The following is a 22,149-nucleotide window of genomic DNA, read 5'->3' as shown; positions in this document are numbered from 1 at the left end:
AAAACCTCAGGAACCCAGCTTCCTGAGGTTTTCCTCGTGGGTGGCACGATCGATCCGGTATGTGGCGATGACCGCAATCATCGCGATCCAGAGTGCCAGCACGAGCGGCACGTAATAGGCCCCCATCCGCCAGACGGCGTCGGCGCTGACGTCCTCCGGCTTGGCGCCCGGCGAGACGCCGGCGAGCGTCAGGATCGTCGTTGCCGCCATCACTCCGAGACCGCGCACGGCCTTGTCGATGAAGGTCTCGGCGGCAATGAAGACGCCCTCGGATCGCCGGCCGGTCTGCAATTCGCTGTCCTCCACCAGATCGGCGAGCATCGATGCGAACAGGATCTGGAAGCAGATGATCAGCCCGATATCGAGGATGTTGGTGATCGTGACGAACCAGAAGATGAAGGGCGTCCCGTTGGGCGGCAGCAGGTCGAGCAGCCGCAGGATGATGGGCACCGGCGCGCCGACGAAGGCCAGCAGGCCAACGATGATCGCGCCACGCTTCTTGCCCAGTTTGCGCGAGACGAAGGGTGCGAGAACCAGCCCGATGCCCGCAGCGACAAAGGTGCCGATGAAGATCGCGCCGGTCTGGCGCTCGTCGAAGCCCCAGAAGTAGGTGAGGAAATAGAGCGAGAGACCGGCAGCCAGCCCGCCTGCGATCGCCGCCAGCATCGCGGCGATGAACAGCGACAGGAAGGAGCGGTTTGACAGCGTCTCGATCAACTCGCCGAAAATGACGCCGATGGTCAGTCTGCGTGGCGCAGGAGCCGACTTCAAATAGGGAATTCGCGTGTGGGTGCCGAGCGCGCTCACGAGGATCGACAGCAGGATCGCCAGCGCCCCGACGAGACCATAGATCGGATAGGCATCGCGGTTGAAGCGCCCGTCGGCAATGGCGGCGGTCACGAACATCGGGAACAACACGGCAAAGGCCCAGACCGACACCGCATTGCCGCCCACCCACGCAAGGGAATAGCGCAGGCTGTAGAGCGCGGTCCGCTCGTGATAGTCCGGCGTCAATTCGGGCACGAGCGCGCTCGCGGGGGTGCGGTAGAAGGTGATCGCGGTCCGCACGATCACGGCCAGCGTCACGAGGTACCAGAACAGCACGGTCTGGCTGGCATTCGCGGGCGGCGTCCACAGGAAGTAGTAACTCGCCGCCAGCGGGATGGCCGAGGCATAGAGAAACGGGTGGCGCCGGCCCCAGCGCGAGCGCAGATTGTCGGACCAATAGCCTACAATCGGATCGCTGATCGCATCGCACACCAGCGAGATCAGGATCGCCAACCCGACCAGCCGCGCGTCGAGGCCGACCACCTGACTGTAGAAGATCAGCAGAAAGAAATCGAATGCGGCCGCTGTGATCCCCGGAGCGATGGCGCCGACGCCAAAGGCGAGCTTGGTTGGCCGCGACAGCGGCGGGGGGGCGGTGGTCTCGTTGATGGGATCGGGTGCACCGGCTTGATTGTACACGCGTCGTATCCCCCCGATCGTTTTGGCTGCAGGCCGGGCGAACCAGTTCAGTTCTTGGCGGCACCCCTGCGGGTGTGATATCCCATGTCCGGCATTAATGTGCAATATTAGACACGAGAGCCATGCCCCAACCCACCCATTCCGACACGCGAACCGCCCTGCTTCAGTCCGCCCAGCGCCTCATCGCCGAGCGCGGATTGGGCACGGTCTCCGTCAAGGACATCACCCGCGCTGCCGGTGCCCGCAATCCGAGCGCGGTGCATTACCACTTCGGCAACCTCGAAACGCTGATCAAGGAAGTCTTCATCCAGCGCTACAGGGCGATCGAAGCAGAGCGCGCCCTGCGTCTCGCCAAGGTCGATGAGCCCGATCCGGCGCGCCGGCTCGTCGCGCTGATGGCGGCGGCGATCGCCCCCTTCATGGATTGCTGCCTCGACGAGGAGGGGCGGCTCTACGTCAGGTTCTGCCTCCAGTTCTCGTCCGATCCGCGCTTCAACCTGTTCGAGCTCGTCACCGAATACGGGATGCCCAGCCTGCTCTTGCTGCGGGCTCAAGTGGTCGAGTGCGTGTCCGACATTCCCGAGAATGTGGTCAACGCGCGCCTGCGCCAGGCCTTCTCGATCGCGCTTGTGCAGGCGGCGGACTATGCGCGCCAGCTGGAAGCCGGCTTGCAGATCGCACCCGATCACGCCGTGAGCGAAGCGGCCACCACACTGGCCGGCTATATCAGGGCGCGGATCGGCTGATCAGGGCGTGCGTCCGCCGCAGGCAATCGGGACGAAAGGGGGAGGGCTGGAGCGGGTAGCGGGAATCGAACCCGCATAGCCAGCTTGGAAGGCTGGAGCTTTACCACTAAGCTATACCCGCTCAGGGCTCGGCAGCGCCCATGCCATTGATGGCGCGGCCGCGTCAATCACTTGCGGGCCTCAAACGGCAGGATTGATCGCCATGTTGTCGATCAGCCGCGTCCCGCCGATCCGGGCAGCGACGAGGATCCGCGCAGGGCGGTCCGCCAGCGCCTCTATCGGCGCGAGGGTTTCGGCATCGACCACCTCGATATAGTCGAGGCGAAAGCCTGCAATCTGCAGCTCGTCCTCTACCACCGCCTTCGCCAGCCACACCGGTTGAAGCCCGTCGGTGATCGTTTGCGCAGCATCCGCCAGCGCGCGCGGCAGCACTGCTGCTGCGGCGCGCTCCTCGGGCGACAGATAGCGGTTGCGGCTCGACATCGCGAGCCCGTCCGCCTCGCGCACCGTCGGCACCCCGATGATCGCCTCGACGTGGGGCGCGGTAAGATCGAGGTCGCGCGCCATCGCCCGGATCACCGCAAGCTGCTGAAAATCCTTCTCGCCGAAGAACGCCATGTCGGGGGCGACCTGGTTGAAGAGCTTGAGCACCACGGTCGCAACGCCATCGAAATGACCGGGACGCGCGGCGCCGCACAGGCCCTCGCTTACCCCGGCGACGCTCACGTTGGTGGCGAAACCGGGCGGATACATTGCCGTCACGTCAGGCGCCCACAGCAGCGCAACCCCTTCCGCCTCCAGCATCGCGGCGTCCGCGGCGAGCTGGCGGGGATAGGCGTCGAGATCCTCGTTGGGGCCGAACTGCTTCGGGTTGACGAAGATCGAGGCGACCACGTGATCGGCCTCGGCCCTGGCGCGGCGCACCAGCGTGAGGTGGCCTTCGTGCAGCGCGCCCATGGTCGGCACCAGCGCGATCCTTGCCCCCGAACCGCCACGCAGCTGTGCCAAAGCGGTTCTCAACATTTGCAGTGTCTTGACCGTTTGCACCGTCAGGCCTCCAAGGATACACGAAATCACGCCCTAGCGGCCCGACCTGTTCCATTTCAAGCCACTCCGCCGAGAGACCCGTGATGCTCCCCGCCGCCCCTTCCCAACCCGCTGCGACCCGGGCCTTGCGCAAGGGGCAAGCGCACAGGATCGTGTTCGCCAACGAGAAGGGCGGGACCGGCAAGTCGACCACCGCCGTCCATGTCGCGGTCGCCTTGTCCTACCTTGGCGCGCGCGTCGCCGCGGTCGATCTCGATCCGCGCCAGCGCACCATGCACCGCTATGTCGAGAACCGGCTTGCCACGCTCGAGAAGCGCGGCCTCACCCTGCCGACCCCGGCCTGCGAGGTGTTCCGCGGCAACAGCACCGGCGATCTGCTGGGAATGATCCGGCGGCTCGAGGCGAGCTGCGATTTCCTCATCATCGACAACCCCGGGCGTGACGATCCCTATGCCCGCGTCGCGGTCGAATATGCCGACACGCTGGTCACGCCGATGAACGACAGTTTCGTCGATTTCGACCTGATCGGCCAGGTTGATGCCGAGACCTTCAAGGTCAAGAAGCTGTCCTTCTTCGCCGAACTGATCTGGGAGGCGCGGATGAAGCGCAGCCGCATGACGATCGAGCAGCAGCGGCCCGAAATGGACTGGCTGGTGGTCCGCAACCGCACCGGCCATGTCGAGGCGCGCAACCAGGCGCGCCTGCACAAGGCGCTGGGGGAGATGGCCAAGCGGGTCGGCTTCCGGGTCACCCAGGGGCTGTCCGAGCGCGTGATCTACCGCGAGCTGTTCCCTTCGGGGCTGACACTGCTCGACAAGGGGCACCTGGGCGAGCTCGGCACCAGCCACCTGGTTGCGCGGCAGGAATTGCGCGCGCTGGTGAAGGCGCTGCGCCTGCCCGAGTTCAGCCGCGAGCAGGACCGGTTGGAGGTGGCATGAAGTATCTGCTGTTTCTCGTGGTCGCCTGCGTTTTCTGCCGCTGGGCGATCGGCAAGTGGCCGTGGGAGCTGCTGCGCAGCACGCCGACCCGCAGCCAGGCGATCTTCCGCGCGCGCAAGCTGCTCGGGGTCGAGGCCGGGGCAGGGCGCGAGGAGATCATCGCCGCGCATCGCCGCCTGACCACGCTGGTGCATCCCGACAAGGGCGGCAGCAATGCCGCCATGCAGGAGGCCAACGCCGCGCGCGACCTGCTGCTCGACGAGCTGCCGCTGGCGGGTGGCGGAGCAGAGGGCTGAGCGGCGCGATCCTATCCTGCGGGATTGACACAGGCGCACGGCAAGGGCTTTTCGGCGCCGCGCCATCTTGTCGCGGGGACACGGGGGCAGACCGCCTTCGCGCCGTCATTTCGCTGCGGCATGTCGCGCCTTGGGAGCCCGCCGGGGATGCGGCAAGGAGAGTTTCTCGATCATGCAACACCAGTTCCACCCCACCGTCCTGCGCGAATACGACATCCGCGGGATCATCGGCGAAACGCTCGGCGCCGATGACGCGCGCGCGATCGGCCGGGCATTCGGCACGCTGTTGCGCCAGGCGGGCGGCCGGACCGTGGCGGTGGGCTATGACGGGCGGGTCAGCTCGCCGATGCTCGAGCACGCGCTGGTCGAGGGGCTGACGACGAGCGGGGTCGATGTGGTGCGGATCGGCATGGGCGCGACGCCGATGCTCTATTACGCGGAAGCCTCAGATGAGCAGGTGGATGGCGGCATTCAGATAACCGGCAGCCACAATCCCCCCAATTACAACGGCTTCAAAATGGTATTTCTGGGACGCCCGTTCTTCGGCGCGGATATCCAGAAGCTCGGGAAACTGGCAGCAGACGGAGCTTTCGCCAGCGGCACCGGGACGGTGACCACGCGCGACATCCTTGGCCAATATGTCGAGCGCCTGCTCGAGGGCCTGGCCGGGATCGAGCCCGGCAAGCTCGAAACCCTGCGGGTCGGCTGGGATGCGGGCAACGGCGCTGCGGGCCCCGCGCTCGAAGCACTCGCGGCGCGGCTGCCGGGGGAACACCATCTGCTTTTTACCGATGTCGACGGACATTTTCCAAACCACCATCCTGATCCCACCGTCGAAGCCAATCTGGCCGATCTGCGTGAGCTAGTCGCGACGAAGAAACTCGATTTCGGAGTTGCCTTTGACGGCGACGGTGACCGGATCGGCGCGATCGATGGCGAGGGCCGGGTGATCTGGGGCGATCAGTTGCTGATGATCTACGCCGAGGATCTGCTCAAAACCCGCCCCGGCGCGACGGTGATCGCCGATGTGAAGGCGAGCCGCGCGCTGTTTGATCGGGTGGCGGAGCTCGGCGGGGAGCCGCTGATGTGGAAGACCGGCCATTCGCTCATAAAGTCCAAAATGAAAGAAACAGGCGCGCCGCTCGCAGGGGAAATGAGCGGGCATGTGTTTTTCGCCGATCAGTATTACGGCTTCGACGACGCGCTCTACGCAGGAATACGGTTGCTGGCGGCCACTGCGCGCCTCGGCAGGTCTGTTACCGAGCTGCGGAGTGCGATCCCGCCGATGCTCAACACCCCCGAGCTGCGCTTCCAGGTCGACGAAGCCCGCAAGTTCGCCGCCATGGCCGAGATCGCCGAGCGCCTCACCACCAGCCCCGGCCCCGAGGTCGAGAGCGTCAACGCGACCGACGGCGTGCGCGTCAACACCGCCGACGGCTGGTGGCTGCTGCGCGCCTCGAACACGCAGGACGTGCTGGTCGCGCGGGCGGAAAGCGATACTGAGGAGGGCCTCGACCGCCTGCTCGCCCAGATCGACGCGCAGCTGGCCGCCTCGGGCCTCGAGCGGGGCGAAAACGTGGGGCATTGAGAGCCATTCTCGCCGCGATTCCAATTGCCTGACACGCCGTCCGCGCTATGAGAAGCGGCATGCTTGTCGGTATCGATCTTGGCACCACCAACAGTGCCGTCGCGCTGTGGAAGGACGGTGCGCCGCAGCTTGTGCCCAATGCCCTGGGGCGCGAGCTGACCCCTTCCGCGGTCAGCCTCGCCAAGGGCGGGGAGACCTGGGTCGGGCAGGCCGCGCTCGACCGGATGGCGACCAACCCGGCCGACACCGTCACCAGCTTCAAGCGGATGATGGGCACCGCCGCCACCGTGACGCTGGCGGGGACGACGCTGACGCCGGAAGACCTCTCGGCGATGGTGCTGCGCTCGCTGGCCGACGACGTCGAGGCGGCAACGGGCACCCGCCCGACCGAGGCGGTCATCACCGTCCCAGCCTATTTCAACGAGCGCCAGCGCCGCGCCACGCGCCGTGCGGGCGAGATTGCGGGGCTCGAAGTGCGCCGCCTGATCAACGAGCCGACCGCGGCCGCGCTCGCCTTCGGCCTTGCCGACAAGGGCGACCGCGAGCCCTTCCTCGTCTTTGACCTCGGCGGGGGCACCTTCGACGTCTCGATCGTCGAGATGTTCGAAGGGATCGTCGAGGTGCGCGCCTCGGCCGGGGACAACCGCCTGGGGGGCGACGATTTCGACGAGGTGCTGGTCAAGCTGGTCGAGCCGCTGCTGGCGAAGGACCAGGCAGCGGCGCAAGCGCTCGCCGGCCTGCCCGCGGATCGCCGCCGCGCGCTGCTGACGCTCGCGGCCGAGCGCACCCGCCGCGCGCTCACCACCTCGGAAGAGGCCGATTTCATCGTGGTGGCGGACGACACCCCGCTCACCGCACGGGTCACCGCCGATGGTTTCGAGGAGGCGGCAAGCGGCCTCCTCAAGCGCCTGCGCGATCCCGTGATCCGCGCGCTGCGCGACAGCCATATCGATGTGAAGGCCCTGTCCGACATCGTGCTGGTCGGCGGCGCCACCCGGATGCCGGTGGTGAGGAAGGCGCTGACCCGCATGTTCGGGCGGTTCCCCAATTCGACCGTCCACCCCGACCACGCGGTCGCGCTGGGCGCCGCGATCCAGGCCGGACTCCTCTCGGGCGGGGACGGGCTCGAGGAAATCCGCATCACCGACGTCGCGCCCTTCACCCTGGGCGTCAGCACCTCGACCCGCGATGCGCACGGGCGTTTCCACGACGACATCTTTGCGCCCATCATCGAGCGCAACACCCCCGTGCCGGTCAGCCGGATGGAGCGCTTCGTCACGCTCGGCGACAACCAGCGGCAGGTGACCTTCGCGATCTACCAGGGCGAGGCGCGCGACGTGAAGAAGAACGTCAAGCTCGGCGAGCTCACTGTCCCCGTCCCCCCGAAACCGGCGGGCGAGGTGGGGGTCGAGGTGCGCTTCACCTATGACACCAGCGGGCTGCTCGATGTCGACGTCAACGTGCCCCTGACCGGGCTGACCCGCAATCTGGTGATCGTCGACGAGGATGACCGGCGCTCGAAGAAGGATATCTCCGAAAGCCGCAAGCGGCTCGAGAAGCTGAAAGTGCACCCGCGCGACGAGGCCGAGAACGTGGCGCTGCTCGCGCGCGCCGAACGCGCGTACGAGGGCTTCACCGGCCCGGTGCGTGACGTGATCGGGCAGGGGCTGACCGAGTTCCAGGGCGCGCTCGACAAGCAGGACCCGCGCATCATCGCCGATGCGCGCGACGGGCTGACCCGGCTGCTTGACGAGATCGACGCGCAATCGCCGCTCTGAAGGTCTCGCGATGATCCGCCGCGCCTTTCCCTGGAGCCGCCTGGGGATCGATCCCACCAGCGACAAGGCTGCGATCCGCAAGGCCTATGCCGATGTGCTGCGGTCGATCAATCCGGACGAGGACATCGCCGGCTTTGCCGACCTGCGCCGCGCCCGCGATCAGGCGCTTTGGCTCGCCGCGCGGCAGGCAGACGCGGACGAAAGCGAGGGCGAGCACGAGGATGAGGGCGAGGACGAGGGCGAGCTCTACGGCCTCGGCACTCTCGACCACGCCGATGATCGCGATGGCGACTGGGGCGATGGGGGGGATGACGGCGCCTGGGACATCGCCCCCGCCTTCACCCCCGGCGACATGCGCGCACCCGCGCCCGAACTCACCGAAGCCCAGCAGCGCGCGCAGGCGGCGTGGAACCGGCTGCTCGAGGTGCTCTACCCCGGCGGCGATTTCAGCGAGGATGCGGTCACGCATGCTGAGCTCGACGAGGGCCTCGCCGCGCTGGCCGTGCTGACGGCCCGCGCCGAGGAGGCCGACATCGAGGAACACGACGCGCTCGACGGCGCGCTCGCCGATCTCTTCGCGCGCACCTGGCCGCGCTCGGCACCCTTCGTCGAGCCCGCCAACGCCGCCTTCGGCTGGCTCGATGAAGCTGGAGCCCTCGAAGAACGCGCGGCGCTGCGCTTCCTCAACCAGCGCATCAAGGGAATGCGCTTCCACGACAAGGTGCAGCAGCCGGAACACCCGCTCCACAAGGCGTGGGTGGAGCTTTCGCGCCCCGGGCGCGCCGGGGTGCTCGACCGGCTGCGGGTCAACCGGCTCGATGTCCACAAGCTGCTCGTCGGCATCCGCGAACGCTATCCCGAACTGGAAAGCTATCTCGATCCCGAGCGCGTCGTCTCGTGGGAAGGCGCGGGCGCGGCGAGCGCCGAGGGGCTTTCGAACGCGGGCCGGGGCTTTGGCGGCGCTGTGCTGTTCGTGGTGCTGTTCTTCGCGCTGATCCGCGCGGTGGCGTTGTTGGGAGTCTCGGGCGGCGAGACTTCGGCGGGCAATGGCCTGCCGCCGCCGGTGGTGGTCGCGGGGCCGAGCGAGGCCGAGATCGACGCTGCGGTTGCGAGCGTGTTCGGCCCCGGCACCGACATGGCCAAGGTGCGCGCCGCCGATCCGGTCTTCGCCGACCAGCTCGCACTCGGGATTCGCAACGCCGAGGACAATGGCGGAGTCGATGCCTTCGTGCGCCACAAGGCGCTGCAAGTGGCCGAGATCGCCGAGTTCGAGGAGCTGGTGGCGCTGGGCGAACTGAAGCGCCTCTGGCTGGGGGCCGCGCTCAGGAATCCGGCGCAGTGCAGGAACGTGACCGCCGGCGACTTCCGCTCGCTCCCGCTGGCGCTCGGCAAGGCCGAGACCGCGCGCGAGCAGGAGCTGCTGCGGCGGCTGCTCGACGCGAAGCTCCTCAATCATCGCAGCAGCAAGCGCACAACCTCCTTCAGCGTGCCCGGCTGGGCGGTCGACAAGATGCTGAAGAAGAGCGGGCTCGGGATCGACGAACTGACCGCCGCGTTCAAGGACCCCGATCATCCCAAGCGCTGCCTGGTCGACCTGACGCTGGCCGAGGTGATCCTCGCCGAACCCGGCCGGGTCTCGGCCGAGGTGCTGCGCGCGTTGTAACCGCGCGGGCGGGCTTTCGCACCGACGCGCAGTGCGGCACAATGGTGCCTCACCCGGGAGCCATCGTCATGATTCGCAACAACATCCTAGGTCTTGCCGCCAGCCTTGCCGTGCTCGCTCTCGCCGCGCCGCCGCTTGCCGCGCAGGAGCACACCGCGACCGGGAAGGCCGCCGGCATCGAGAACCGCAAGGAGGAGTTCGTCTTCCTCACCGAGGAGGAGGAGGCACAGGCGCAGCTCGAGCAGGAGCTGGCCGAAGCCTTCTCGTTGTTCGGCGAATTGTTCAAGGCCGATCCGCTCACCCCCGAACAGGAGGCCCTCCTGCCGCTCGCCACGCAGATGGCGGCTCACGTCATGCCCGATGGCAGCTTCCGCACAGCGATGGACGGGGTGCTGGAGCCGATGATGGAGGTGGTGCTGGGCGATCCCGAGAACGGCCCGCGCGTGCGCCTCGCCGAGATCAGCGGGGTCACGGCGGAGGATCTCGAGCGCCTCTCCGACGAGGACGCGCAGGAGGCGCTCGACATCTTCGATCCCCAGTTCGCCGCGCGCACCCAGCGCACCTCGGCCGCCTTCACCGGGATGATGGGCAAGCTGATGGTGGCGATCGAGCCCGCCTATCGCGAAGGCCTCGCCCGCGCCTTCACGCACCGCTTCGAGGAGGCCGAGATGCGCGAGCTGCTGACCTTCTTCGCCACCCCGCTCGGGGCCAAGTTCGCGGCGCAGAGCTTCCTCGTCCAGTATGACCCGCAGATCATGGGCTTCATGGAGGCAATGGGCCCGGCCGCGGCCAAGCTCATGCCCGAAATGACCGAGGAGTTCGCCGCGATCGAGGCCGAGTTCGGGGGCAGCCGCGATTTCTCGCAGCTGAGCGCCGCCGAGCGCACCCGCGCCGCGCGGCTGATCGGCAAGTCGGAGCGCGAGCTCGAAGCGCTGGTGCCCGAGGTGATGGCCGAGGAGGACGAGGTCGAAGACCCCGTCGTCTGAGCCCCGCGCAGCCTTGCGCGGGGCTGCGGCGCGGGCCACATGGCAGGCGTGACCCCCGCGCAGCTGACCCTTCCTCCCGCCATCGCCGCCCCAATCGCTGCATGGTTCGCGCAGCGCGGCTGGCGGGTGCGGCGGCACCAGTGGGAGATGCTCGAGAAAGCGCGCGCGGGCGAGCACGCGCTGCTGGTCGCCGATACCGGCGCGGGCAAGACTCTCGCCGGGTTCCTGCCGACCCTGTGCGACTTTGCGGGTGACACGCTCCCGGCGGATGGCCTCCACACCCTCTACGTCTCCCCGCTGAAGGCGCTGGCGCAGGACGTGAAGCGCAATCTGCTCACGCCGATCGAGGAGATCGGCCTTCCGATCCGGGTCGAAACCCGCAGCGGCGACACCCCAGCCGACCGCAAGAAACGCCAGCGCGAACGCCCCCCGCACATCCTGCTGACCACGCCGGAGAGCCTCTCGCTGCTGCTCTCCTACCCCGAAAGCGCCGATCTGTTCGCCGGGCTGAAGCGTATCGTGATCGACGAGGTCCACGCCTTCGCCACCGACAAGCGCGGCGATCTCCTCGCGCTCTCGCTGGCGCGGCTCCACGCGCTGGCCCCCGGCGCGCAGCGGGTCGCGCTGTCGGCGACACTGGCGAACCCGCGCGACTTCCAGGAATGGCTCGCGCCCCAGTCCGGCGAGGACGGCGAGATCGCCGCGGCTGCGCTGGTGCTGGGCGAGGAAGGCGCCGAGCCCGAGGTCGAGATCCTCCTGCCGCAGGAGGAGCGCGTGCCGTGGGGCGGCCACGCGGGGCGCTGGGCGGTGCCGCAGCTGATGCAGGCGATCAAGGCCAACCGCACTACGCTGGTCTTCACCAACACGCGCTTCCTCGCCGAGTTCATCTTCCAGTGCCTGTGGGAGGCGAACGAGGATCACCTGCCCATCGGCATCCACCACGGCTCGCTCAGCACCGAGGCGCGGCGCAAGGTCGAGGAGGCGATGGCGCGCGGGGAATTGCGCGCGCTGGTCGCTACCTCCAGCCTCGATCTCGGGATCGACTGGGGCGACATCGATCTGGTCGTGCAGATGGGCGCGCCCAAGGGTTCCTCGCGCTTGCTCCAGCGCATCGGGCGCGCGGGGCATAGGCTCGACGTGCCGAGCCGCGCGGTGCTGGTGCCGGGCAACCGCTTCGAATTTCTCGAGGCCATGGCGGCCAAGGAAGCGGTCGACCAGGGCCAGCGCGATGGCGAGGCCTTCCGCCCGGGGAGCCTCGACGTGCTCGCCCAGCACGTCATGGCCTGCGCTTGCGCGGGGCCGTTCCACGAGGATGCGCTGCTGGCCGAGGTGCGTTCTTCGCTGGCTTACAGCTGGGTCGATCGCGCAACCTTCCAGCGGGTGCTAGGGTTCGTCTCCAATGGTGGCTATGCCCTGCGCGCCTATGACCGCTTCCAGCGGATCGTGCGCGACAAGGCAGGCGTGTGGCGGCTCGCGCACCCCAACCAGGCACAGCGCCACCGGATGAATGCCGGGATCATCGTCGATTCCGAGATGCTCACCGTGCGCTTCCGGAACGGCCGCGGCCTCGGCAAGGTCGAGGAGCGTTTTGCCGCCCAGCTCTCCCCCGGGGACACCTTCTTCTTCGCCGGCATGAGCCTCGAGGTCGAGGGGGTGAAGGATATGGACGTTACCGTCCGCGCGGCGAAGAGGTCCGCGACGATCCCGAGCTATGGCGGACTGCGCCTGCCGCTGACGACGCATCTCTCCACCCGCGTGCAGGAGATGCTCTCCGACCGCGCGGGCTGGGCGCGGTTCCCCGACGATGTGCGCGAATGGCTCGAGATGCAGGACTACCGCTCACGCCTGCCCGCACCCGGCGAGCTGCTGGTCGAGAGCTTCCCGCATGGCGGCAAGCACTACACCGCCTATTACACTTTCGAGGGCTGGAACGCGAACCAGTCGCTGGGCATGCTGATCACCCGGCGGATGGAGGATCGGGGGCTGCTGCCGGGCGGCTTCGTGGCGAACGACTATTGCCTCGCGGTGTGGGGGCTGAAGCCCGTCACCGATCCGGCACCTTTGCTCTCTCCCGATATCCTCACCGGTGAATTCGTCGAGTGGGTGACCGAAAGCCACCTCCTGCGCCGCGCTTTTCGCGAGGTGGCGGTGATCAGCGGATTGGTGGAGCGCCAGCACCCGGGGCAGAAGAAGACCGGCAAGCAGGTCACCTTCTCGACCGACCTGATCTACGACGTGCTCAAGAAGTACGAGCCCGATCACGTGCTGATCGAAGCCGCCTGGGCCGATGCGCGGGCGCGGATGACCGATGTGGGGCGGCTCGCGGACCTGCTGGAGCGTTCCGAGCGCGAGCTCGTCCACGTGACACTCGACCGCGTCTCGCCGCTGGCGGTGCCGGTGATGACGATGATCGGCCGCGAGGCGGTGCCGCAGGGGGCGGTGGATGACGAGCTGCTGCTCGAGGCCGAGGGCCTGATCGCGGCGGCGATGCGGCCCGATGCGCCGCTGGAGGGGGATTAAACGCGCGGCGCCTGTTCGAGGAACAGCTCGCAGCCGCCGTGCCTCGCCTCGAACAGGGGGCGCAGATCGTGCGGCGGGCGGGGCTCGGGGCCACGTGGTTGGGGTTGCGGTGTATAGAAGCTCTTGTTGAAGTTGCCCGAGCCTTCAAGCTGCCTCCCGTCAAAGCAGATGTCCTCCGGAGCGACGCCTGCCTCGCTGATCTGGTCGAGCACGTGGGCGACACGGTCGTAGGCCGTATCGGGCTGGGCGCGCAGCAGGACGATGGGCAGGTCGAAGGCCTTGGCACGGATGGCGGCGGCAAGACCGGCGAGCGGCACGGGGATGCCGTCAAGCGCCAGGTCTCCGCCTTCGGCGAGGCTCACGACCATATACGGCGGCGCGAAATCGGGCGGCGCAAAGCCCTGCGGCAACTCCACCAGCAGGGCATGGGTGCGCGTCTGGCTCGCCGCTAGCAGGAACACCACCGCGATGAACAGCGCGACGAACAGCATCGGCCGGGTGTCGATCGCGCGGATCGGTTCACCATGGTCGAAGCGCCGCGGCATGGGGCCGCGGCGCAGCGAGGGGTGGGGCATCAGGGGAAGTCTCGATATTTCTCGTTGCCGTCGAAGACGAAGCTCTGCGCGCCTTCTTCGCGGATCAGGGCGAGGGTGCGGGCCGACTTGTCGTAGCTCGCCTGCGCGTCGGGCTCGAAACGCAGCACGGGCTGGACGGGCAGGTCGCTCGCCACAGCGAGTTGGGCGCGCAGTTCGGCGGCCGTGACGACATGGCCGTTCCATGCAAGGCGGTCACCTGCGTCGATGGTGAGGACGTTCGTCTCCAGCACCGGATGCTTGGGCCGGCCATCGGTAGGCAGATCGACCGGGGTGACATTGGCCGCCATCGGGATCGCGAGGATCAGCATGATCAGCAGCACCAGCAGCACGTCGATGAAGGGGGTGACATTCATCGCCGAGAGCGGCTGGGGGCGGGGGGCGGTGAGATTGGGGCGCTTCAGGGCATGCGGCATGGCTCTCTCCTCTTTGGCAGAGCGGCCCCGGCGGGATCGAAGCCGCACTAGCCCTATGAGAATATCGCAAAAAGAAGAGGTTGCCTAACGCGTACCGGTATCGGGCTTGCAACCGGTCAGGCGGTGCAGCCGATGTTCGCGAAATGTTTCACGTGAAACATTGCGGTGTGCGATCGAGCGCGCCCTGAACCCCGCGCCACAAGCAAAAGGGGCGCCGCGATCGCTCGCAGCGCCCCCCATGATCATGCAACAACCGGGCAACAACCCGGCCATTACCAGCCGAAAGCCCCTTGTATCAGCCGGGGCTGGCGGTCACTTGCCGAAGTCGCGGTACTTGTCGTTGCCGACGAAGCCGAACTTGGTGACGCCCGACGACTTGATCGTCTGCAGCACCTTGGCCGACAGGTCGTAGCTCGCCTGGGATTCGGGCTCGAACTGGAGTTCGGGCTCGGGGTTCATCTGCGTCGACTGCTGCAGCGCGGCGACGAGCTGGCCCTGATCGATCGGCGTGCCGTTCCACAGGATCTGGTCATCGGGCGTGAGGACCAGCTTGTTCTTGGTCGGCTCGACCAGCGGCGGCGGGGCATCGTTGGGCTGCGGCAGGTCGATATCGACCGAGTGCGTGGCCACCGGGATGGTGATGATGAACATGATCAGCAGAACGAGCAGAACGTCGATCAGCGGAGTCATGTTCATGTCCATCATCGGCTCGCCGTCAAGCTGGCCTCCAGACATTGCCATGGTGTGTTCTCCTCAGAAAATTGGCGGTTGCGGTCAGACGCCCGGTTCGACCGGGTTCGAGATGAACCCGACGATCGGATAGCCGGCCAGCTGGACGCGGAAGATGGCCCCCGCCACGCAACGCCACGGGGCGTTGACGTCACCGCGGATGTGGACCTGCGGGATCTTCTCCGGGTCTTCGAGCAGGGCCTCGACCCCGCCCGCGCGCTGGACGATCGCGTCGAGACGCTTGAACGCCTGCTCCTGCAGCTCGTTCGAATCCACCAGCGTGATGTTGTTGAAATAGACCCGGCACTGCCCGTTGCGCGATGCGCCTTCGTAGCCTGCGTCTCCGGCACTGCGGCCGGCATCGTCGGTCGCGCTGACGGTGAGCAGCAGGTTTTCGACCTTGTCCTTCGATTCCAGCGATTCGAACACCGGAATCTTGAGCTTCTCGATCGTCTGGATCGCCACCGGAACCGCGATGAGGAAGATGATCAGGAGCACCAGCATCACGTCCACCAGCGGCGTGGTGTTGATGTCGGACATCGGGGTATCGACCCCACCTCCCGTTGAAATCGCCATTGTGAATTCCTAGCCTGTCAATACTTTGGCTTCTACCGCTTGCCCCGTAGCGCCGCGCCTGGCGGGCTGCGGGGCACCAGCGGGAGCAAGGCTCTGAGCCCGCTCCCGCCGGTCAGCAGCTCTGACGATCAGGACTTGTTGAGCGTCGGGTTGGCAGGGGCAGCGGGCTTGGCAGCGGGCTTGGCCGCCGGAGCCGCCTGAACCGCCGGCTTCACCGCGCCGTTCGAGTTCATGTAGGCGAGCAGGTCGTTCGAGAAGGTGCTCAGCATCGCCGAGATCTTGCGGTTGCGCGACTGCAGCCAGTTGAAGGCGAACACTGCGGGAACCGCGACGAGCAGACCGATCGCGGTCATGATCAGCGCTTCACCGACCGGGCCGGCGACCTTGTCGATCGAGGCGTTGCCGGCGATGCCGATGTTGATCAGCGCGCGGTAGATCCCGATCACGGTGCCGAGCAGACCGACGAACGGCGCGGTCGCACCCACGGTCGCGAGGAACGGCAGGCCGCCCGCGAGCACCGCGTTGATCGAATCTTCCGAACGCTGGAGCGAACCGTGCATGTAGTCATGCGATTCGAGGCTGTCGGTCATCTTGCCGTGCTCTTCCTGGGCCTTGACGGCGTCGTCGGCGAGCTGGCGCCACGGGCCGTCCTTCTCGAGCTTGGCGGCGCCTTCCTTGAGGCTGGCGGCGCGCCAGAAGCTGGTCTGCACGGTCTTGTACTGCTTGATCACCTTGTTCTGCTCGAACAGCTTGGTGAACAGGATGTAGAACGAGCCGACCGACATGATGATCATGATGGCAAGGATCGACCAGGCGACGGGGCCGCCCTCGACCATCGCTTCGTAGAAGCCGAACTTGCCTTCGGGTGCTTCGGCCCCAGCGGCGGTGAGAAGGGTAAGGGTCATTGCGAAAGTCCTCTTGAAAAGAATGGGTCGTGTGGGAGCGGCGCCGTCGAGGGTTCTTGGGCTGCCGGCCCGATTGATCAGTTCAGCTTGTAGGTAATCCGGGTCGACCAGCTGGCGGTGATGGGCACGCCGTCATCGTTGAGCGCCGGTTCGAAGCGCGCATAGCGCTCGACCGCCTTGGTGGCTGCGCCATCGAGGATGTCCGAGCCGCTCGACGAGGTCACCGAGCAACCGGTGGCACGGCCATCGGTGGTCACTGTGCAGCGCACGCCGACGGTCCCTTCGATCTCTTCCTGGGCTGCACGACGCGGATAGTCTTCCTGGATGCGGGCCGACCACGAGCGCTGGTTCTTGGGCTGCACGCCGCGGGCCTTGGACGGGCCCTTGGGCGCCGGCGGCGGCCCCGGAGGCGCGCTGGGCAGCGCGGAGGGACGGGTTTCCGTCCGCGCGGGCGGCGGAATGTCCTGGCGCGTCTCCACCGGCGGCGGGTTGGGCGCAAGGTTGAGCTGCTGCGGCGGGGTCACGGGCGGCGGCGGCGAGGTGACGTCCGGCTGCTGTTCCGGCGGCGGCGGTTCATCCGGCGGCGGCGGCGGCGGCGGCGGTTCCTCGACGTTGACGGTGGTCACACGTTCGACCACGTCCTTGACGGCGTTGATGGCCAGACCGGTCACGAGAAGATAACCGATCGCGACGTGGACGAGGACCACGATCGCGATGGAAACCGTCTTGTTCCCCGCCTGTTGTTGGCTAGCGTAGGACATCCAGCGCTTTCTCTCCAAATACTCGCCGATCCCATGGATCGGCACACTCCCCACCCCCCGGCCATATTGGTCGGCGAGCGGATCCCGGTCATTTCGGTCCTCCCACGCCGGAACAAAATTACGGGCCCATGCATCGCACGTGACCCGATCTTTCTCCGGCTGGCACGCGCGGGACAAGAAACGATTCCCGCACGCAACCTCACACTGTCCGCGCGGCAATGTCCCCAGTCCCGCGCCTTCAGTCCTGCGGGCTTTAACGGGCAACCCCTAGCCGATCAAACGCTTTTGCGGTTCAGCACGGGTTCACTGCGAGTCATGTGCAAAAGACCCTGCTAATAGGCAAAGCCGCAAGGGTGTGTGCCGGCCCGCCGCGGGGTCAAAGGTAAAGGGAAGATTAATGTCGTTTTTCAAGACTCTGACCATGTCAGCCGTGGCGCTCGGGGGGCTCGCCATGGTGCCTTCGGCAGCGCTGGCGCAGGCCGCGCCGGGGGGCGATGTCGCCCGGCCGGCGGGAGCGGCCTTCGGTCCGACCTATGCCGATCTCGCGACACTGGCAGACGCGGCGGAACTGGTGCTGCGCGTGCAGATTCGCAAAGCGACCGTGCTGCGACCCGAACGCGCGCCCGGCGTCGCGCCGGGATTCGCGCGGCTCTATGTCGAGGCCAACACCTTGGCGCTGATCGCCGGGCGCAGCGGGGTGGGGGCGGCGGTCACCTATCTGGTCGACGTGCCGCTCGACGCCAGGGGCAAGGTGCCCAAGCTCAAGAAGCGCGAATTCCTGCTGTTCGCGCGCGCCGTGCCGGGGCGTGCGGGCGAGCTTCAGCTGATCGGCCCTGCTGCCCAGCTCGATTACACCCCGGCACTGGAGGCGCGGCTGCGGCCGATCCTGACCGAGCTTTACGCCGCCGACGCGGCGCCGCGGATCACCGGGGTGAGCGACGCGCTGGCGGTGCCGGGCACCTTGACGGGCGAATCAGAGACCCAGATCTTCCTCGCGACCGAGAATCGCTCGCCGGTCTCGATCACGGTGCTGCGCCGCCCGGGGCAGCGGGTGCAGTGGGGGGTCTCGTGGGGCGAGATCATCGATTCGGCCGCCCGCCCGCCCGCGCCCGAAACCCTGCGCTGGTATCGCCTCGCCTGCGCGCTGCCTGCCCAGCTGCCCTCGGGCGCCAACCTTGCGCGCGATGCCGACGAGCGGCGGCTGGCGGCGGGCGACTATGCCTTCGTGCGCCAGGCACTGGGCCCGTGCGAGCGGCAGATCACCAAGGGGTGATCGGTACTTTGCCCGCTTGACCGCACCGGCAGCACGGTTAAGCGCGGGCCTCTGTCACCAACGGAGGGCTGCTTGACCACCACTGCACCGCTGCGCCCGGCTTCTCTCAGGATCGCCATCGCCGGGCTGGGCACCGTGGGCGCGGGCGTGATCCGCCTGCTCGACACCAACGCCGCGCTCATCGCCGCGCGCGCCGGGCGTCCGGTCGAGGTCGTCGCGGTGGCGGCGCGCGACCGCGGCAAGGATCGCGGCGTCGACATCGCCCGCTTCGCCTGGGAGGACGACATGACCGCGCTCGCCCGGCGCGAGGATGTCGACGTGGTGGTCGAGCTGGTCGGCGGTTCGGACGGCCCCGCGCTCGCCCTGTCGCGCGCGGCGCTGAGCGCGGGCAAGGGGCTCGTCACCGCCAACAAGGCGATGATCGCGCATCACGGGCTCGAGCTCGCCGAGATCGCCGAGGCCAGCAACGCCCCGCTCAAGTTCGAGGCGGCGGTCGCGGGCGGCATCCCGGTCATCAAGGGGCTGCGCGAGGGCACCAGCGCCAACGCGCTCACCAAGGTCTACGGGATCCTCAACGGCACCTGCAACTACATCCTGTCCGAGATGGAGGCGACCGGTGCCGACTTCGCCGACGTGCTGGCCGAGGCGCAAAGGCTGGGCTTTGCCGAGGCCGATCCGGCTTTCGACGTCGAGGGGGTGGACGCCGCGCACAAGCTCGCGATCCTCGCCAGCATCGGCTTCGGCACGCGGGTGGACTTCGCGGGCGTGCGGGTCTCGGGCATCACTCGGGTGCGCGCTGCCGACATCGCGCAGGCCGATGCGCTGGGCTTCGTGATCCGCCTGATCGGCGAGGCCGATGTCGAGGAGACCCCCGCAGGCCCCCGCCTGCTCCAGCGCGTGCGCCCCTGCCTCGTCGCCAAGGGCCACCCGTTGAGCGCTGTCGACGGCCCCACCAACGCGGTCGTGGCCGAGGGCAACTTCTCAGGGAGGCTGCTGTTCCAGGGCGCGGGCGCGGGTGACGGGCCGACCGCCAGCGCGGTCGCCGCCGACCTCATCGACATTGCGCGGGACGAGGTGGGCGCGCCCTTCTCGATCCCCTGCGCGCAGCTCGCCGCGATGCCGCCCGCCGAGCCGGGCGACCGCACCGAGCGCACCTACTTGCGGTTCATGGTCAAGGACCGCCCCGGCGTGCTCGCCGAGATCACCGCGGCGATGCGCGACGGGGACGTCTCGATCGAGAGCCTGATCCAGCAGGGCCGCAGCCATGGCGGGGGCGAGGTGATGGTGGCGATGGTCACCCACGAGGGCCCCGAGCGCTGCGTCGCCCGCGCGCTGGCACTGCTCGAGGGCTCGGACAGCCTCGCGGGCGAGCCGCTGGTGCTGCCGATCCTGCCGCGCTAGCCTTCGGGCTTGGGCGCCTCGGGCAAGCCCAGCTCGGCCTCGACCCGGCGGCGGGCGTCCTCGTCCAGAGGCGCGTCATCGCTCTCGACCGGGGCGAGACCCTGCGCAACCCGTTCCGCATCCGAGCCTGCGGGGGGCGGCGGGATCGCTTCGACGTCGACGATCAGCGCTGCGTCCTTGGGGCAGGGCGGGATGAAGCACAGGCCGCTGATGGTGGCAGGGCCGCGGAAGATTCCCGGCCCGGCCACGTCGGGCGGCGGAATGGTGCCCGCATTCTGCGTCCGCTCCGCATAGTCCTTTAGCCACGCCTCGCGGCTGCCGCTGTAGAGCTGCGAGGTGTCCGCCGGCAGCTCGCGGCACACCACGATCTCGCCCGACACGACTCCGCGCTCGGTGTCATCGGCGCACTGCTTCAGTTCCACCGCATCGGCCGCCTCGAAAGTCTGGGGCGGGGCAAGGATGTCGATCTGCTGCGGCGGTTCGGCCACGGGCGCATCGGGGCCGAGGTCGATGGGGATGCGCGGGCGTGCGGGCTCGGGCGGTTTGGCGGGCTTGCCGGAGGCAGGAAGCGGCGGCAGCTGCAAGGTCTGCTGCGGCGGCACCTGCGGGCCGATCGGCACCTGCGGGTCGGTCGGCACCTGCGCGGCGAGCGCGGCGGCGATGAGGTGGAGAAGCACTGCGCCGCTCCCTTACCCGCCCTTCCTCTTGCCGGAGCGCGGGGGCACGGTGGTCTTGATCCCCTCCGCCTCGCGCCGGGCGCGTTCCTGTTCCTCGGTCAGCTCCTCATTTTGCCCGAGCGGAGGGAGCCCTTGCGCGATCCGGTCGGCGTCCGAGCCCGCGGGCGCCTTGGGCAGGGCGGCGAAGTCGACCGTGATCGCCACCGGCGGAGGCTTGCCGAAGCCGATGCCCTTGCCGTTGTCGGGAATGCCGAACAGGTCGGGCGGCGGCGGGGCACCCTTGAAGGCGGTCTCCTGAGCATAGCGCTTCTGCGTTTCGGCGCGGTTGCCGGTGAGGGCACCGCCATCCCGGTCGCGCACCCGGCACACCACGATCTCGCCGTTGATCGCGGCCGCCTCCTCGTCATCGCGGCATTCGCGCAGGTCCGCCGCGCTCGCCTCGTCACGCGGGACCGAGACCGTCAGGTTGACCCGCGGCGGCACGCCCGCAGGCGCGGCGGCGGCGGCAGCTGCGGCATCGGCGGAGGCCTCCTCGGCAGGCGGCGGTGTCGCGCTGCTGTCATCCTGCGCAGCCAAAGGCGAGCCGATCAGCGCGGCACAGGCAGCCAGACAGAGGCGAAAACGGGTCAGGACTAGCGTTCCCTTGCTCGACAAACCCGTCTCCATCCGCTTAAGCGCCGCAGGGTATCCCATGGCCGGGCCGCATCCAGAGCGAAGAAGGGCTGAATTGCACATGAACTCCCCGTCCGATACCCAGCTTGCCGCCACCCCGCAACCCGCCGCCGCTCGGGCCGAATCCTCCGAGAACGCGATCCAGCGCGTGCTGGTGCTCGAGATGGTGCGGGTCACCGAGAAGGCGGCGGTCGCGGCGGCGCAGCTGGTCGGGCGCGGCGACGAGAAGGCCGCCGATGCCGCCGCGGTGGCGGCAATGCGCAAGGCCTTCGACAACCTCTACATCGACGGCACCGTGGTGATCGGCGAGGGCGAGCGCGACGAGGCGCCGATGCTGTTCATCGGCGAGAAGGTCGGCATGGGCAAGGGGCCCAAGATCGACATCGCATTGGATCCGCTCGAAGGCACCACCATCACCGCCAAGGCCGGGCCCAACGCGCTCGCGGTGCTGGCGGCGGCGGAGGAAGGCTGCCTGCTCAACGCGCCCGACGTCTACATGGACAAGCTCGCGGTCGGCCCGGGCTATCCCGAAGGCATCATCGACCTCGCCAAGTCGGCGACCGAGAACGTCTGCGCCGTGGCCAATGCCAAGGGCGTCAAGCCGTCCGACATCAACGTCTGCGTGCTCGACCGCCCGCGTCATGCCGAGCTGATCGCCGAGCTGCGCGGCCTCGGCTGCGGCGTGGTGCTGATCGGAGACGGCGATGTGGCGGGGGTGATCGCGGTGACCGACGAGGACACCACGATCGACATGTACATGGGCCAGGGCGGCGCGCCCGAAGGCGTGCTCGCGGCAGCCGCGCTGCGCTGCGTCGGCGGGCAGTTCAACGGCCGCCTCGTGTTCCGCAACGACGACGAGCGCGCTCGCGCGCGCAAGTGGGGGATCGAGGACCTGGGTCGCATCTACAAGCTCGAGGACCTCGCCAAGGGCGACTGCATCTTCGCCGCGACCGGCGTCACCGACGGCTCGCTGCTCGCGGGTGTCAAGCGCCGCCGCAAGGTGACCGGCGAGACCATCCTCACCACCGAGAGCGTGGTGATGCGGGCCTCGAGCGGCACGGTGCGGTGGATCAGGGGCGAGCACCGCATCGACTGAGGTGTTGAAGTGGACTGCCGG

The 22,149-nt window shown here is 68.2% G+C and carries 21 protein-coding genes and 1 tRNA gene; 11 read left to right on the top strand and 11 right to left on the bottom strand.

The window, feature by feature from the left end:
- Positions 1-6: 6 nt before the first annotated feature.
- Positions 7-1,467, bottom strand: coding sequence for an MFS transporter (locus AX692_RS13730; protein WP_230959502.1), 1,461 nt, complete (start codon positions 1,465-1,467; stop codon positions 7-9).
- 122 nt (positions 1,468-1,589) lie between these two features.
- Here AX692_RS13730 and AX692_RS13725 point away from each other — a divergent pair, with 122 nt between their 5' ends.
- On the top strand, positions 1,590-2,213 hold the full coding sequence (locus AX692_RS13725; RefSeq protein WP_073974193.1) for a TetR/AcrR family transcriptional regulator: 624 nt from the start codon (positions 1,590-1,592) through the stop codon (positions 2,211-2,213).
- Between the two features lie 47 nt (positions 2,214-2,260).
- Here AX692_RS13725 and AX692_RS13720 read toward each other — a convergent pair.
- Positions 2,261-2,334, bottom strand: a tRNA-Gly gene (locus AX692_RS13720).
- A 59-nt stretch (positions 2,335-2,393) separates the two neighbouring features.
- Positions 2,394-3,260: a pantoate--beta-alanine ligase gene (gene panC, locus AX692_RS13715; RefSeq protein WP_073974192.1), complete on the bottom strand. Its 867-nt coding sequence runs from the start codon at positions 3,258-3,260 to the stop codon at positions 2,394-2,396.
- Between the two features lie 83 nt (positions 3,261-3,343).
- Here panC and AX692_RS13710 point away from each other — a divergent pair, with 83 nt between their 5' ends.
- The 7 genes from AX692_RS13710 to AX692_RS13680 all read left to right on the top strand — a co-directional run bounded on the left by AX692_RS13710 (position 3,344) and on the right by AX692_RS13680 (position 13,029).
- Complete coding sequence (locus AX692_RS13710; protein ID WP_073974191.1) at positions 3,344-4,198, top strand: division plane positioning ATPase MipZ; 855 nt, start codon at positions 3,344-3,346, stop codon at positions 4,196-4,198.
- A complete protein-coding gene (locus AX692_RS13705; protein ID WP_073974190.1) occupies positions 4,195-4,494 on the top strand; it encodes a J domain-containing protein in 300 nt (99 codons plus the stop codon). Before AX692_RS13710 ends, AX692_RS13705 begins: the two co-directional genes overlap by 4 nt.
- A gap of 172 nt (positions 4,495-4,666) precedes the next feature.
- Positions 4,667-6,082, top strand: coding sequence for a phosphoglucomutase/phosphomannomutase PgmG (gene pgmG / locus AX692_RS13700; protein ID WP_073974199.1), 1,416 nt, complete (start codon positions 4,667-4,669; stop codon positions 6,080-6,082).
- A 59-nt stretch (positions 6,083-6,141) separates the two neighbouring features.
- A complete protein-coding gene (locus AX692_RS13695; protein WP_073974189.1) occupies positions 6,142-7,860 on the top strand; it encodes an Hsp70 family protein in 1,719 nt (572 codons plus the stop codon).
- Positions 7,861-7,870: 10 nt separating this feature from the next.
- Positions 7,871-9,523 carry a hypothetical protein gene (locus tag AX692_RS13690; RefSeq protein ID WP_073974188.1) on the top strand — a complete coding sequence of 551 codons (1,653 nt, stop codon included), beginning with the start codon at positions 7,871-7,873 and terminating at the stop codon, positions 9,521-9,523.
- Between the two features lie 68 nt (positions 9,524-9,591).
- Positions 9,592-10,509, top strand: coding sequence for a DUF2059 domain-containing protein (locus AX692_RS13685; RefSeq protein ID WP_196490093.1), 918 nt, complete (start codon positions 9,592-9,594; stop codon positions 10,507-10,509).
- 39 nt (positions 10,510-10,548) lie between these two features.
- On the top strand, positions 10,549-13,029 hold the full coding sequence (locus AX692_RS13680; RefSeq protein WP_196490092.1) for a ligase-associated DNA damage response DEXH box helicase: 2,481 nt from the start codon (positions 10,549-10,551) through the stop codon (positions 13,027-13,029).
- Here AX692_RS13680 and AX692_RS13675 read toward each other — a convergent pair.
- The 6 genes from AX692_RS13675 to AX692_RS13650 form a co-directional block, all read right to left on the bottom strand.
- Complete coding sequence (locus AX692_RS13675; RefSeq protein WP_073974186.1) at positions 13,026-13,604, bottom strand: ExbD/TolR family protein; 579 nt, start codon at positions 13,602-13,604, stop codon at positions 13,026-13,028. The genes AX692_RS13680 and AX692_RS13675 overlap by 4 nt on opposite strands.
- Positions 13,604-14,038: an ExbD/TolR family protein gene (locus AX692_RS13670; protein WP_230959501.1), complete on the bottom strand. Its 435-nt coding sequence runs from the start codon at positions 14,036-14,038 to the stop codon at positions 13,604-13,606. The genes AX692_RS13675 and AX692_RS13670 overlap by 1 nt, the downstream gene beginning before the upstream one ends.
- A 312-nt stretch (positions 14,039-14,350) precedes the next feature.
- On the bottom strand, positions 14,351-14,779 hold the full coding sequence (locus tag AX692_RS13665; protein ID WP_073974185.1) for an ExbD/TolR family protein: 429 nt from the start codon (positions 14,777-14,779) through the stop codon (positions 14,351-14,353).
- Between the two features lie 33 nt (positions 14,780-14,812).
- Positions 14,813-15,343 (bottom strand): ExbD/TolR family protein, encoded by a 531-nt coding sequence (locus AX692_RS13660; RefSeq protein ID WP_196490091.1) that lies wholly within the window; start codon positions 15,341-15,343, stop codon positions 14,813-14,815.
- A 128-nt stretch (positions 15,344-15,471) separates the two neighbouring features.
- A complete protein-coding gene (locus AX692_RS13655; RefSeq protein ID WP_073974183.1) occupies positions 15,472-16,248 on the bottom strand; it encodes a MotA/TolQ/ExbB proton channel family protein in 777 nt (258 codons plus the stop codon).
- Between the two features lie 77 nt (positions 16,249-16,325).
- Entirely contained in the window at positions 16,326-17,009 is a 684-nt protein-coding gene (locus tag AX692_RS13650) for an energy transducer TonB (protein WP_073974182.1), read from the bottom strand.
- A gap of 397 nt (positions 17,010-17,406) precedes the next feature.
- On the opposite strand from AX692_RS13650, the gene AX692_RS13645 reads away from it, so the two are divergent.
- Together AX692_RS13645 and AX692_RS13640 are read left to right on the top strand one after the other, a co-directional pair.
- Positions 17,407-18,282, top strand: a complete 876-nt coding sequence (locus tag AX692_RS13645) for a hypothetical protein (RefSeq protein WP_155644993.1) — start codon at positions 17,407-17,409, stop codon at positions 18,280-18,282.
- A 72-nt stretch (positions 18,283-18,354) separates the two neighbouring features.
- Positions 18,355-19,683, top strand: coding sequence for a homoserine dehydrogenase (locus AX692_RS13640; protein ID WP_081095334.1), 1,329 nt, complete (start codon positions 18,355-18,357; stop codon positions 19,681-19,683).
- Here the strand turns inward: AX692_RS13640 and AX692_RS13635 are convergent.
- Together AX692_RS13635 and AX692_RS13630 are read right to left on the bottom strand one after the other, a co-directional pair.
- Positions 19,680-20,360, bottom strand: coding sequence for a hypothetical protein (locus AX692_RS13635; RefSeq protein WP_073975294.1), 681 nt, complete (start codon positions 20,358-20,360; stop codon positions 19,680-19,682). The genes AX692_RS13640 and AX692_RS13635 overlap by 4 nt on opposite strands.
- Before the next feature lie 12 nt (positions 20,361-20,372).
- Positions 20,373-21,014 carry a hypothetical protein gene (locus AX692_RS13630; protein ID WP_155644992.1) on the bottom strand — a complete coding sequence of 214 codons (642 nt, stop codon included), beginning with the start codon at positions 21,012-21,014 and terminating at the stop codon, positions 20,373-20,375.
- Between the two features lie 79 nt (positions 21,015-21,093).
- Here AX692_RS13630 and glpX point away from each other — a divergent pair, with 79 nt between their 5' ends.
- On the top strand, positions 21,094-22,128 hold the full coding sequence (gene glpX, locus AX692_RS13625) for a class II fructose-bisphosphatase (protein WP_073975292.1): 1,035 nt from the start codon (positions 21,094-21,096) through the stop codon (positions 22,126-22,128).
- The last annotated feature ends 21 nt before the right edge of the window (positions 22,129-22,149 follow it).

It is taken from the genome of Erythrobacter donghaensis (genome assembly GCF_001557325.1).
GTDB lineage: Bacteria > Pseudomonadota > Alphaproteobacteria > Sphingomonadales > Sphingomonadaceae > Erythrobacter > Erythrobacter donghaensis_B.
The sequence above is the reverse complement of the archived record's forward strand: the minus strand, read 5'-3'. Positions and strand labels throughout refer to the sequence as shown.

Excerpts from the sequence above, each read along its gene's own strand:
- AX692_RS13660 (WP_196490091.1), bottom strand. The coding sequence starts at position 15,343 with ATGGCGATTTCAACGGGAGGTGGGGTCGATACCCCGATGTCCGACATC.
- AX692_RS13670 (WP_230959501.1), bottom strand. The coding sequence starts at position 14,038 with ATGCCGCATGCCCTGAAGCGCCCCAATCTCACCGCCCCCCGCCCCCAG.
- pgmG (WP_073974199.1), top strand. The coding sequence starts at position 4,667 with ATGCAACACCAGTTCCACCCCACCGTCCTGCGCGAATACGACATCCGC.
- AX692_RS13650 (WP_073974182.1), bottom strand. The coding sequence starts at position 17,009 with ATGTCCTACGCTAGCCAACAACAGGCGGGGAACAAGACGGTTTCCATC.
- AX692_RS13710 (WP_073974191.1), top strand. The coding sequence starts at position 3,344 with ATGCTCCCCGCCGCCCCTTCCCAACCCGCTGCGACCCGGGCCTTGCGC.
- AX692_RS13655 (WP_073974183.1), bottom strand. The coding sequence starts at position 16,248 with ATGACCCTTACCCTTCTCACCGCCGCTGGGGCCGAAGCACCCGAAGGC.
- AX692_RS13705 (WP_073974190.1), top strand. The coding sequence starts at position 4,195 with ATGAAGTATCTGCTGTTTCTCGTGGTCGCCTGCGTTTTCTGCCGCTGG.
- AX692_RS13685 (WP_196490093.1), top strand. The coding sequence starts at position 9,592 with ATGATTCGCAACAACATCCTAGGTCTTGCCGCCAGCCTTGCCGTGCTC.
- AX692_RS13665 (WP_073974185.1), bottom strand. The coding sequence starts at position 14,779 with ATGGCAATGTCTGGAGGCCAGCTTGACGGCGAGCCGATGATGGACATG.
- AX692_RS13695 (WP_073974189.1), top strand. The coding sequence starts at position 6,142 with ATGCTTGTCGGTATCGATCTTGGCACCACCAACAGTGCCGTCGCGCTG.
- AX692_RS13645 (WP_155644993.1), top strand. The coding sequence starts at position 17,407 with ATGTCGTTTTTCAAGACTCTGACCATGTCAGCCGTGGCGCTCGGGGGG.
- AX692_RS13690 (WP_073974188.1), top strand. The coding sequence starts at position 7,871 with ATGATCCGCCGCGCCTTTCCCTGGAGCCGCCTGGGGATCGATCCCACC.
- AX692_RS13725 (WP_073974193.1), top strand. The coding sequence starts at position 1,590 with ATGCCCCAACCCACCCATTCCGACACGCGAACCGCCCTGCTTCAGTCC.
- AX692_RS13680 (WP_196490092.1), top strand. The coding sequence starts at position 10,549 with ATGGCAGGCGTGACCCCCGCGCAGCTGACCCTTCCTCCCGCCATCGCC.
- glpX (WP_073975292.1), top strand. The coding sequence starts at position 21,094 with ATGAACTCCCCGTCCGATACCCAGCTTGCCGCCACCCCGCAACCCGCC.
- AX692_RS13675 (WP_073974186.1), bottom strand. The coding sequence starts at position 13,604 with ATGCCCCACCCCTCGCTGCGCCGCGGCCCCATGCCGCGGCGCTTCGAC.